Annotated in this window: 9 protein-coding genes; 1 reads left to right on the top strand and 8 read right to left on the bottom strand. The window is 44.9% G+C overall.

All coding sequences use genetic code 11. The annotated features are described in order from the left end of the window. Positions 1–235: 235 nt before the first annotated feature. From PSE7429_RS17105 to PSE7429_RS17080, 6 genes are all read right to left on the bottom strand, one after another. Positions 236–1,114 carry a DUF6671 family protein gene (locus PSE7429_RS17105; protein WP_009628544.1) on the bottom strand — a complete coding sequence of 293 codons (879 nt, stop codon included), beginning with the start codon at positions 1,112–1,114 and terminating at the stop codon, positions 236–238. A 25-nt stretch (positions 1,115–1,139) separates the two neighbouring features. Beyond that, on the bottom strand, positions 1,140–1,976 hold the full coding sequence (locus PSE7429_RS17100) for a nitrate ABC transporter ATP-binding protein (protein ID WP_009628543.1): 837 nt from the start codon (positions 1,974–1,976) through the stop codon (positions 1,140–1,142). A gap of 60 nt (positions 1,977–2,036) precedes the next feature. Then, the gene (locus tag PSE7429_RS17095) at positions 2,037–4,034 is read right to left on the bottom strand and encodes an ABC transporter ATP-binding/substrate-binding protein (protein WP_009628542.1); all 1,998 of its coding nucleotides are present in this window, start codon (positions 4,032–4,034) and stop codon (positions 2,037–2,039) included. Between the two features lie 141 nt (positions 4,035–4,175). Continuing rightward, the gene (gene ntrB / locus PSE7429_RS17090) at positions 4,176–5,018 is read right to left on the bottom strand and encodes a nitrate ABC transporter permease (protein ID WP_009628541.1); all 843 of its coding nucleotides are present in this window, start codon (positions 5,016–5,018) and stop codon (positions 4,176–4,178) included. Between the two features lie 230 nt (positions 5,019–5,248). Beyond that, positions 5,249–7,063 carry an iron uptake porin gene (locus PSE7429_RS17085; RefSeq protein WP_009628540.1) on the bottom strand — a complete coding sequence of 605 codons (1,815 nt, stop codon included), beginning with the start codon at positions 7,061–7,063 and terminating at the stop codon, positions 5,249–5,251. 137 nt (positions 7,064–7,200) lie between these two features. Next, positions 7,201–8,553, bottom strand: a complete 1,353-nt coding sequence (locus PSE7429_RS17080; protein WP_009628539.1) for a CmpA/NrtA family ABC transporter substrate-binding protein — start codon at positions 8,551–8,553, stop codon at positions 7,201–7,203. A 625-nt stretch (positions 8,554–9,178) separates the two neighbouring features. Here PSE7429_RS17080 and PSE7429_RS17075 point away from each other — a divergent pair. Then, positions 9,179–9,781 carry a phycobiliprotein lyase gene (locus PSE7429_RS17075; protein WP_009628538.1) on the top strand — a complete coding sequence of 201 codons (603 nt, stop codon included), beginning with the start codon at positions 9,179–9,181 and terminating at the stop codon, positions 9,779–9,781. A gap of 159 nt (positions 9,782–9,940) precedes the next feature. Here the strand turns inward: PSE7429_RS17075 and PSE7429_RS17070 are convergent, their stop codons facing one another. Next, positions 9,941–11,098 (bottom strand): amino acid ABC transporter substrate-binding protein, encoded by a 1,158-nt coding sequence (locus PSE7429_RS17070; protein WP_009628537.1) that lies wholly within the window; start codon positions 11,096–11,098, stop codon positions 9,941–9,943. Positions 11,099–11,419: 321 nt separating this feature from the next. Then, positions 11,420–11,749, bottom strand: coding sequence for a 2Fe-2S iron-sulfur cluster-binding protein (locus tag PSE7429_RS17065; protein WP_009628536.1), 330 nt, complete (start codon positions 11,747–11,749; stop codon positions 11,420–11,422). Between the last annotated feature and the right edge of the window lie 105 nt (positions 11,750–11,854).

The raw sequence follows: 11,854 nt of genomic DNA, 5'->3' as shown, positions 1-11,854 counted from the left end.
CAGATGTTCGTTCCATTGTCAATACTGGCAAAAGACAAGGATTTTCCGCTTTTGAGTCCATTCTTATTGCTTTAAATCCTCTCAAATCCTTATTCTCTATGTGTTGAGCAATTACAATTGCGCTTAGCTACTTATACCAATTCACGAAAGTGTGACAACACTTTTGTGAATTAAAAACCAAACCCCGTAAAGGTTTGCAAAGCTCAAAATGGCTACGCCATTTTGAGCTTTGGCATTAGGGATTGCAATAGGAGCAGTACATAGGATCGGCTAGTTGAATTCCATTGGGAAATAATACTTCGTTCTCAAACTGGCAGCGATCGCATTGGTAACGATGCGATCGTATTGATTGAGTTGGAAATCCACAAAGTTCGCAGGGTAGCCCTTTGATACTTTCGACAATATCAAAATTCACGAAATGACAATTAGGGCAAAGCTGCTGCAACTTACGGACGAGATTCTCGGTTGCATGGGCAATATTGCCCATGCGTGTAGGATTATAAAGCGCTCGCATATCAGTTTCTATATGGATTTGGGGCGATCGCTTGAGGAGTTCGTGCGTTGCCTCCATCAGCGCATTCTCGGAATTAATTCCTTTATAGATAGAGTCTTTGGGGGAAGTCTGAGCGTCTGGCCTCAGAACGACCGCATGATCGGGAAAGCCAATTTGGATGGCAAATTGATAGGCTTGCGCGTAACTTGAGACGACTTGATGGCGGAAGTTGGTATTCGTGGAGAGATGTTCTCCATAGACAGTGAAGTTGTATTGGCAATCCAGCATTAAGACAATTTCCCGATTGTAGGGAACTCCTAAAATTGGATGCGGGAAAAAGCTCCCTTCACTGGCGATCGCGAGATCGGTTTCAACTAATTCTAAGGCTCTCTGGGCTTTAATTTTAGCGGTTTCGATCTGGTTGGCAGGGCGATCAATATCACGGGTGAATGTACCGAATAAATCGCTATTAAATTCTAGAGGAATTATCGAGTTAATTCCTAAGGCTGTTTGCAAGATGGGAGCGATCGCCATTTCCTTTCGATGCATCGTGGCAATCACCGCTAGGCGCTCGCGAAATTCTATTTGGTTATTCTGGTTATTTCCATTCCCCCTCTCCATCGGAGAGGGGGAATGGTTAAAGAAATTACTCATCGTGGGCAAAGCGGTTATACAGGAAGTCAAGGGCGGTATTTCTGAGATCGTAGTATAGAGGATCTTCCATAATTTGGGCGCGATCGCGCGGACGGGGGAAAGGAATTCTCATGATTTCACCAATATTGGCTGCGGGTCCATTGGTCATCATTACTAGGCGATCGGCAAGGAATAGCGCCTCATCAATATCGTGGGTAATCATCAATACGGTGCAGCGATGTTCTGTCCAGATTTGAAGAAGTTCTTCCTGTAGTTCCTCTTTGGTGATAGCATCCAAAGCTCCAAAGGGTTCGTCAAGAATCAGAACTTCGGGACGGATGGCTAGGGCACGGGCGATCGATACCCGTTGTTTCATCCCTCCTGAAATCTGGGTTGGCTTCTTGTCTGCGGCTTCGCTCAAACCTACCATCGCGAGGTGGTGACGAACGATATCATTTTTTTCACTTTTAGACAAGCTGGGATAAACTGAGTCAACAGCTAGATGAACGTTTTCGTAGACTGTCAGCCAAGGTAAGAGAGCATAACCTTGAAATACCACCATGCGATCAGGACCTGGTTTCGTAATCAGTTTCCCGTTGACTTTAACTTCGCCAATGGAGGGCTTAGAGAAGCCACCAACCATATTTAAAAGTGTGGACTTACCGCAACCAGAGTGACCAATTAAGCAAATAAATTCTCCTTCAGCGATCGCCAGATTTACATCTTTGAGGACGACATATTCCCCTTGCGGTGTGGGATAAATTTTCGAGACCTTCTCGATCCGTAGGAAAGCTTCTTGAGGTGGTAAGGTCTCGATTGAGCTATTGTATGCAATGGTTGTTTGGGGCATTTTCTTGAGTAATTTTCTTGAGTAATTTTCTGGAATATATGGAGATAATGGGATAAAAAGCTAAGCAATCAATCGCGCTGACTCCATGGCAATTTCCGCCATGGTGATATTGCGCTTAATCTCAAGATGATTGAGATAAGCGATCGGATCTTCGGCATTAAAGGGAACCTCATCGAATAGCTGAATGGCATTGCGACTATAGGTAATATCGCTCAGTCCAAGCTCGCGAGCTGCGGTGCTAAATACTCCGACTCGACAGGTTTTTTCTAAAACTTCGACCCAATTGCGGGGAAAGGGAACATCGCCCCAACGCGCCATTTGGGTAATATGCCAGAGATGCTCAGAACGGCTGGGACGATTGACTCCAGCACCATAGAATTGATGGTGGGCGGGTTCGCGCATGGGCGAATCGATCGCACAGGTGACATCATGCGGATTTCCCAAATGGATATAATTAACATTAGTGCTGACGTAGTCGCGACGAGCCAAAATCAGACGAATCTCTTCGGCATTATCGGGATTAGCACAGTACATACAAGCTTCTAGAAGAGCCTTTACTAGAGCAATATGGGTATTTGGATAGGCATTTGCCCAATCTTCGCGCACACCTAAAACCTTACCAGGATGCCCGTTCCAGATTTCTAGATCGGTGGCAACGGTAAAGCCAATATTCTCCATTGCTGCTCGGAAATTCCAAGGTTCACCCACACAAAATCCGTCAATGCTGCCTGCTTTGAGGTCAACTACCATTTGGGCAGGTGGAATGGTTTTGAGTTGGACATCGACATCGGGATCGATTCCACCTGAAGCGAGCCAATATCGTAGTAGGAGATTATGCATTGAAGAAGGATGTACTACCCCCATCCGATGCTGACTATCGCGAGTATTCTGAAGTAGGTTTTTAAAGTCAGCGAGGGTATAGATGCCGCGATCATAAAAACGACGATCAAGGGTAATGGCGTTACCATTGCGGGTCATCGTGAGTGCGGTCACAATTGGCTTACAATTTCCATTACCGCCTAAGGTCATCCACATCGGTAAACCTGAGGGCATTTGGGCAGCATCGAGATAACCACCTGCAATACCATCGACAATGCCGCGCCAACTAGTTTCCCTAACGAGGGAAACTTCATCTAATCCATGTTTTTGAAAAAATCCTTTCTCCTTCGCTACGGCGATCGGGGCACAGGCGGTTAAGGGGACAAAGCCAATTTCCAGATTAACTTTTTCAAGTCCATGCCTTGCAACAGTTGCCACTTTTCGGGCATTCAGTTTTTTAACGCGCTTTTGTTGGTTTAGGAAGTAGATGATTTCACTCCGCAGGCTGTAGTAGCTGGGGTGATTTACCGCTTCCATCCGTTGACGGGGACGGGGAATATCCACTTCTAAAATGCCGCCGATTTTCGAGGCAGGTCCATTGGTGAGCATGACAATGCGATCGCTTAGTAATACCGCCTCATCGACATCATGGGTAACCATTACCGCCGTAATTCGATCTTCGTTACAGATCTGCATTAATTTTTCTTGCAAATTGCCCCTTGTCAGCGCATCCAAGGCTCCGAAAGGTTCGTCAAGCAATAGTAGCTTCGGACGAACGGCAAGGGCACGAGCGATCGCTACACGCTGGCGCATCCCGCCTGATAGCTGGGTAGGAGGCTTATCGATCGCATGGGATAGTCCCACCATCTTGACATAATGTTCGATCAGATCATGGCGATCGCTCTTGGACAAATGGGAGAGCACCTCATCTACTGCCAAGGCTACATTTTCACGTACCGATAGCCAAGGCAGGAGCGAATAGTTTTGAAATACCACCATGCGATCGGGGCCTGGACGCGATACCCGTTCATCTTCGAGCATCACAATTCCACCCGTAGGTAAATCCAGCCCTGCGATCATATTTAGCAATGTGGATTTACCGCAACCAGAGTGACCGATGAGAGAAATAAATTCTCCCTTTTCTATATTCAAATCTATTCCCTTAAGGGCAATATATTCTTTACCACCACCTAGGGGAAAAACTTTCTCAACCCGATCAACTGCTACAAAATTACTCATTTTAAAATCTCCTTTCAATTATTAATCAATCCTTGTCCCAATTCACTGAAGTGAGATAACACTTCAATGAATTAAAAAACAAACCCAGTAAGGTTTTGAGATTCCCAAAATGGCGTTGCCATTTTGGGAATTGGTATTATTCTATTTCTGTTCTTCAGGGAGGATTAAGGTTTGCACCCAAGCCACCGCCCGATCGAGAATTAGCCCTACAGCACCGATATATACTAGAGCGAGAATAACTTCACCGACTTTGTCATTGGTGTAAGCATTCCAGATAAAGAATCCAATCCCGACGATACCTGACATGATGATTTCCGCAGCGATAATGGCGAGCCATGCCAAACCAATGGAAATTCGTAAACCTGTAAAGATGTAAGGGAGCGCAGAAGGAAGCAGAATCTTAAAGAAGTACTTTTGGCGAGATAGTTGCAATACTCGCGAGACGTTGCGATAGTCTTGGGGGATTTGTTTGACACCAACTGCGGTATTCAAAAGAATCGGCCATACTGATGTGATAAAAATGACAAACAAGGCTGCGGGTTCATTTTGACGCAAAGCGGCTAAGGCGATCGGTACCCACGCTAGAGGTGGTACTGTTCTTAAGAACTGGAAAAGAGGATCGAGAGCTTTATCAATGACGGGGGTTGTTCCGACCAAAATCCCCATACCAATACCCACGATCGCCGCAAGGGAATAACCTTTAGCAACACGCTCAAAACTAGCGAGAGTCTGCCAAAACAACCCCTTATCAGTGCCCCCGCGATCGAAGAATGGATATAAGAGAAGATCGCGAGTTGATTTCTCTGACATGATATTAATGGGGCTGGGCAATTTAACTAATCCAATGCTAGAAAATAGTTGCCATATCATCAGAAATCCCAAAATTCCAATAATTGGCAATGTCCAATTCTGAGCATTTTTTTGCCAAAATTTATTCAGAGATCTAGATAAACTGCCATTGCTATTACCAATGCTTACTGCCATAAACTTGATTGTCCTATTTAATTAATTGTGGAAAATAATTGTGGAAAAGTTGAAGATTGAATACTCCTGCGATCGCATATTCGAGCCAGCGATCGAGCCAATAATCGAGCCAATAATCAAGCGATGGAGCTCTCGATGGCAGTATCTACAGAGTGGTGGGTTTAGGCTCCTGCGATGCCGAATCTCCTAAACCCACTGATTTCTATCAATCTAGAAAGTATGAGAAAGTGTTAGAAAGTAAAGGTAGTCCGAACCACCCCAACCGTTGCGGTTGGCGCATTATTTAACCCTTCAGGATTAAATACAAAAAACACTCCAGGGGTAACACTGATATTTTTAGACAACTTAAAGTTGAAATATCCTTCCAATTGGTAGGGGGTAGCGGTCGCTCCTGTGGGAATTGTGGCAAGCCCACCGACGGAATTACGCGCCAGTGGTTGACCAAAAATGATACCTGCTGTATTTCCCTCTTTGAATACATCGCTAAAGTGGAAGCCAGTCATCCAGCTAGTAAAGGTTGTAGAAGCATTGACATTAACTAGATTGGCAAAGATCCAAGCACCCGATAAATTGAAAGCCACTTTAGGGGCAAGTCGCCATGTCAGGGTTGCCCCCACAGAATTTAGCTTAATGGGTTCTGTAATCGCACCGCCATTAACTGCCCCGATGTCTGCGGCTCCCAAGCCAGTCCCTAAAATGTTGATTTGGTGATAGCTATTGGCATAGTTAATCCCAATATCAAGATTTGAAGATGGCTTGAGGGTGAGTTGGGCTGCAATTACAGAACTGCCACCAAAGAAACCTGAACCTAGGGGAGTAGTAGCGAGATTGGTGGGGATAGCAGCGGTAATGTTGCCATATAGGGCTCGAAAATCCACCGTATCCGAGGGTGTCCAGATTAAACCAAAGGCTGAGGCTAGCCCAGTACCAGATGTTCCTGCTGATACGCGAGTTGCTGCATTTAATCCCTGCCCAAAGCGAGAGATTGCGCCCTGTCCTTCGCTAGCAAAGGGACTAATCGCAGGAAATGCATCGGAAGCTTCCGCACTGGGACCGACAAAGAAGGTGAGTTTGTCGGCTACGGGGAAAATGTACAGCAGTTTGTAAAGATTGACAGAGTTGGCGGCGACAGTGCTGCTATTAGTTGGATTTACTCCTGGGAACTGTGGTTCATAGCCTAAACGCACATTACTAGAACTCAATCCAGCTCCATCGGCATATCCTAAAGTACCTTGGAGACTGGAAGAGCCACCACCAATGTTATAGGCTTGCAAACCAGTGATCAATAAATCTTTACCAGTAAAGCTGGTCAATAGATTAAGACGAACTCGATTATTGAAGACGATATTGGTATTAGAACCACCGCTCGGGTTTTTGCCTGTTGCGCCTGCGATCCCAAAAATAGCTTCGCCACTAAGTTTAGTTGTGGTGGAAAATTGTTGAGCTTCAAGCTTGGCAGTTTTCGCATCAAGGGCATCGACGCGCCCCCGTAAAGTCGCAAGCTCTGCGGCAAATTCCTCTTGGAGTTTTTGGAGAGTCGCAAGATCTGCCTTGCTCACTTTGTCAGCTAATCCCGCCGAGATAATTTCATTGATTTTGTCGAGACAGGCATTTAATCCTGCCGCGAATTCATAGCGAGAAGTAGCTTGCCGACCGCGAAAACTGCGATCGGGGTATCCAGCAATACAACCATAACGCTCTACTAGAGATTGCAAGGCTGTAAAAGCCCAATCGGTTGGACGTACGTCAGATAGTTGGGATACGGATGTGACATTTTGAGATACGACTTCGGGAGCGATCGCATTCTGTTGAATTTCCGCAGACAATTGGGAAATAGACTGAGAAGTAGACGGAGAGATAGATGGAGAAGTAGACAGATTTGCATCGTGATTGTTTGCCGAAGGAACCGATGTTAATTCCGAGGGGGCTTTACTTTCGTCCAAAGCTAAAACTGGCTTTGCTTCAGCAAATGGAGCAAACACCGCAATTGACAGGGGCAAGCTCAACAGAATAGTCCCAATTCCTTCGACGGTATACATTTTCATTGTTTGATGATCCTCACAAATTACTTGATTTATTTAGTTTTCGAGATTTCGTATTTTAAGTTTTTTTCTAAGATTTTTACAAGGCTTTTTCTAGTCTTTTTCCGAAACTAGTTCTAAGCCTTATTCCTAACCTTGTTCTAAACCTTTTTGATTTTCAATCCATCGAGATAGGCTTGGGGATTTTCGGGATCGAACTTTGTGCCATCGAAGAATTCTTCAACTCCGCGAGAGGTGCTAGTCGGAATGTCAGCGACGGGAATGCCAGCCTCTTTGGCAGCTTCACGCCACAGGTCTTCACGATTTACCTTTTTAACCCAATCCTTGGCGGTAGCCAAAGCATCTTTTGGTAAAAATCCCCAACGGACGCTTTCGGTAATAAACCAAAGATCGTGGCTTTGATAGGGGTAGGAAACACTGCCTTTAGCATCTTTCCAATAGAGAACAGACATACTCTTGTCATCGATCATGCGCCCGTCACCCATGTCATATTTGCCTGCCATAGGTCCTTCCAGTACATCAACAGGAACGCCAAAATAGTTTTTCGTGGAAACAATTTGGACGAGTTCCTTACGATTATCGAAGTTGTCGCACCATTGCTGAGCTTCCATAATTGCTTTGAGCAAAGCTTTGGTAGCCTTGGGATATTTATCTACCCAGTCTGCGCGCATTGCTAAATATTCTTCGGGATGTCCTTTCCAAATTTCAGCGGTGAGTGCGGGGATAAAACCAATTTTCTCTTTAACGATGCGATAGGGCCATGGGTCGCCCGTACTAAAAGCATCCATAGTGCCAGTTTTCATATTGGCTACGGTTTGAGCGGCAGGAACGGTTAGTAGCTCCAGATCGGCATCGGGGTCGATCCCATTCGCCGCAAGCCAATAACGAATCCAAAACTCTTGATTGGCTTTGGGGAAGGTGTAAGCAGCTTTAAATTTGGTTCCTTCTGACTTCATTTTGTCAAATAAAGTCTTTACCTTTTCTGATTTCAGGGATAATCCTTGATCTTTATGCTTGCCTGCAATGGCAATTCCATTTCCCTGTGTATTCAATTGGAGTAGAACATACATGGGGATTTTCTGCTTGTCGGTAATGATTCCTTCTGAAATCAAATAGGGCATAGGCATCTGCCATTGACCGCCATCAATACCGCCTGCGGAGGAACCAATTTTAACGTTATCCCTAGCTGCGCCCCAGTTGGCCTGTTTTGAGATATCGACATCGTTCATACCATATTTGCTAAAGAAGCCTTTTTCTTTAGCGATTATCAACGGAGCCGCTTCCACAATTGGTAAATAGCCAAGCTTGACCTTGGTGACTTCGGGAACTTGCTCGGTCGGAATATTAATTTTGGCGGCGTTGGATGAAGATGCCGTGGGAGTGCTGTCGGGAGGATTCCCAAGACATCCTTTCAATAAGACTGAGCCTAGTGCTGTGGTTCCTGCGGTAGCTAGAAAGCGTCGCCGTGAAAAATTTGGATGGGTATCAGCCATAATTTCATTCCGTGGAAATAAATTTGATTTTGAAGAGAATTCGCTGCTTGAACTGCTTTAAATTCTGGGCTTTTATTAAGTCAGCGCAAAGCTAAGCTGCGATCGCGCTTTTGACATTCGGTAATAAATTTGCGAATGGAATTAAGTTTGAAGTTGAAAAAAATCAAATTAAGAAGAATTCTTCTCAAACTTGAAATCTAAATTTCAATCTATTGATTTGTTGCTATTGGTATCTTAGAGTTAAGTCTTGATAGAGTAAAGTCTATTATTTTTATAATACTCATAATATTTACTCTATGATTGGATTGGTCTTGGAGACTCTATTTTGGTAAACACCCTGTATAGCGATAGCGAGGACAAGTCAAAACCCGAAAGATGAGTGGCAGCGCTTTGCGCCGCCACTCATCTTTCGGGTAATTCATTTCTAATTCATTTCTATAGATGTTTAGATGCCTGCTTGTTTGAGAGAGGAGATGGTTGTGCGCTAACCTTCTCCTCTTGGGGGTAATATAATTCTTATCCCGTAGGTGCTTTGCGATCGCAGGCAGGGTATTTTAGAGCTTAGGCTAATTTTTTACCAAGATTTTTTATCAAGACTTTTATTAAGACTTTTATCAAAATTACTATGAATGCTTTAGAGTTTTTTCAAAAAAGTGCAGGCAAATGGCGATCGCAACGGACTACCCATCACCTAGCCTTTCGGCGCGCAGAAAAGGGTGGCTCAGAAATTTATGTAAATCCGCTTAATGCTGACGATCCGAAGATAATCGAAATCTGTCAAATGCATGAAGTCGAGCCTACAGGAGCGATCGGTGGAGCCTATGTCAAATGGGATGGCACAATGGCATGGGACAAAGATGATGATGAAAATCATTCAGGAGAAACAGTATTTGCCCTCGTACCCGATGACGAAACGGGGCGTAAAGGTAAACTCCTACGCGAGCGCGGCTATGCAGAGGTCATGCCAGTAATCGGTCGTTATGAAATTGATGCCGAAGATGCCCTCGTTCTGATTACGGATTATCCTTCCATGAGTTCCTACGAGCGATTTTGGTTTCCCGCTCCGAATGTACGCATGAGAGCTAGCACTGTGCAGCGTTTCGGAGGATTTAGTCAAGCTACTTTCTGTACTGAAGAACTCATTGAAAGTGCCGATCAGGCTGAAAATTCTGAAGATGCGGCTTCTAGTACTAATCCGCCAGCGATCGCCTCAATATTTGGTTGGTAAATTCCCTTAAAGATGAGTGGCGGCGAAGCGCCGCCACTCATCTTTAGGGGTTTATGTCCTAAGCAAACCCCGCAAGGTTTTGAGATTCCCCAAATTAAGAGATAGGGGTGCGGGGCAAAGCCCCGCACCCCTATCTCTTGAATGGCAAAGGCGTAAGAATTAGCGGAAGGGTGGCGCGTACATTAAGCCGCCATTTTTCCATAGTTCATTCTGACCGCGTGGCAATTTGAAAGGACTATCTTTACCGAGATTGCGATCGTAGATTTCGGCGTAGTTGCCAACATGCTTAACTACCCGCACAGTGAAATCATTGGCAACTCCCATATCTTTACCTAAGCTGCCATCTAGTCCTAAAAACCTACGAATTTCGGCATTTTTACTCTGTAGTTGCGTTGTCAGATTTGCCGAAGAAATATCTAAATCCTCTGCCTCGATCGCAGCAAAAATAATCCACTTCACAATATCCGACCATTTCGGATCGCCATCGATGACCGCAGGGGCTAAGGGTTCTTTAGAAATTACAAAGTCTAAAACTACGTGATTGTCAGGATCGGCAAGGCTAGTCCGCCGTACGACTAGGGCAGAGCGATCGGCGGTAATCGCGGTACAACGCCCAGATTGATAAGCATTAAATGTGGCGTTGACATCCTCATAGACTACGGGTTTATAGGCAAGGTTGCGCTTCCGCATTTGGTCGGCAAGATTTTGCTCAGTGGTTGTCCCCGTTTGGGCGCAAATATCAGCATCCTTAAGATCGGTGATCACCTTAATATTGCTATCTTTTCGTACCATTACGCCCTGTCCGTCATAAAAAACAATCGGCATGAAGGCAAGACGGGAGGCGGTATCGCGACTTAGCGTCCATGTCGTATTGCGACTTAGAATATCGATTTCCCCCGACTGGAGAGCGGTAAACCGCTCTTTGGCATTGAGGTTGCGAAATTGCACCGCGTCGGGGTTGTCAAATAAAGCGGCGGCGATCGCTCGACAAATATCGACATCTAGCCCCGAATATTTGCCTTCTTTATTTACAAAGCTAAATCCTGGTAATTCACCACTGACTCCACAAATCAATTTGCCGCGATTGAGCACTCTTTTCAGGCGGTCAGCGCTCCCAACGCTGGATTGATTTGGTTCTGGAATTGGCTCGCAGGCCGCTAAGGCGAACAAACATAAACCCATAAATAGCCCCATAAATAGCCATGCGATCGCCCGTTGCCAGACTTGCCGATTTGATCTGTGAAAAAAAGGGCTATTAAACAACTTTTTCCCAAAAAGCCAGAAACCTTGACGGTGCGATCGATTCTGATAGTGCATGAATATTTTTAGCTGCTTTTTTGAATGCATTATAGTAGCTTGGCTATATTCCTAATGCATAATTTGCGAAAATTTCGCAGTGAAATTTTCACTGCGAAATTTTCACTACGTAGCTGCGCCTCAAATCGCTGGACATAAGTAATACCAAAGCTAAAAATGGCGTAGCCATTTTTATAGCTACAGTCACTTGACTTAGGACAAATCAAACCCCAAGAATTGAATGGCGGCGCGAAGCGCCGCCATTCAATTCTTGGGGTTTTTGTCCTATTACACTTGGCGACAGCTATAGCTTTGAAAACCCTTACTGGGTTTGTTTTTTAACTAAGAACTATGACCAAAGCGGATGGCATATACATCCTGTTCCTTATCAGTGTAAATTTCGACATCGGATTTAGGATGAGATACGCATAGGAGAATATAGCCCTTGCTGTCCAGTTCGTCACCCATCCCGCCGATACCCATGCCTTGGCTTTGATCGACTTCACCCTTGACAATTTGGGCGGCGCAAGTCGTACATACACCTGCATAGCAAGAACAGGGTAAATCTAATCCATGAGCGATCGCGGCATCGAGGATCGATTCATTTTCGGGGACGGGTACGGTGAAGGTCTGCCCTTGATGATGAAGTGTGGCTGTAAAGGTCTGAGTCATCTTTCTTTAAAATTTAACTAATAATTAATAACTAATAAGCAATAAGTAAATGGGCTTAATTAAATATAAAACCCTAAAATCTGCGGCGCACGCGCAGCGTGCGCC

Origin of the sequence: Pseudanabaena biceps PCC 7429, assembly GCF_000332215.1 — a bacterium.
Taxonomy (GTDB): domain Bacteria; phylum Cyanobacteriota; class Cyanobacteriia; order Pseudanabaenales; family Pseudanabaenaceae; genus Pseudanabaena; species Pseudanabaena biceps.
Note: the sequence above shows the minus strand (reverse complement) of the source record. Positions and strands in the feature narration are given on the sequence as shown.

Bases quoted from the DNA above. Each gene is read 5' to 3' on its own strand.
- PSE7429_RS17075 (WP_009628538.1), top strand. From the start codon at position 9,179: ATGAATGCTTTAGAGTTTTTTCAAAAAAGTGCAGGCAAATGGCGATCG.
- PSE7429_RS17105 (WP_009628544.1), bottom strand. From the start codon at position 1,114: ATGGAGAGGGGGAATGGAAATAACCAGAATAACCAAATAGAATTTCGC.
- PSE7429_RS17080 (WP_009628539.1), bottom strand. From the start codon at position 8,553: ATGGCTGATACCCATCCAAATTTTTCACGGCGACGCTTTCTAGCTACC.
- PSE7429_RS17095 (WP_009628542.1), bottom strand. From the start codon at position 4,034: ATGAGTAATTTTGTAGCAGTTGATCGGGTTGAGAAAGTTTTTCCCCTA.
- PSE7429_RS17065 (WP_009628536.1), bottom strand. From the start codon at position 11,749: ATGACTCAGACCTTTACAGCCACACTTCATCATCAAGGGCAGACCTTC.
- PSE7429_RS17070 (WP_009628537.1), bottom strand. From the start codon at position 11,098: ATGCACTATCAGAATCGATCGCACCGTCAAGGTTTCTGGCTTTTTGGG.
- ntrB (WP_009628541.1), bottom strand. From the start codon at position 5,018: ATGGCAGTAAGCATTGGTAATAGCAATGGCAGTTTATCTAGATCTCTG.
- PSE7429_RS17085 (WP_009628540.1), bottom strand. From the start codon at position 7,063: ATGAAAATGTATACCGTCGAAGGAATTGGGACTATTCTGTTGAGCTTG.
- PSE7429_RS17100 (WP_009628543.1), bottom strand. From the start codon at position 1,976: ATGCCCCAAACAACCATTGCATACAATAGCTCAATCGAGACCTTACCA.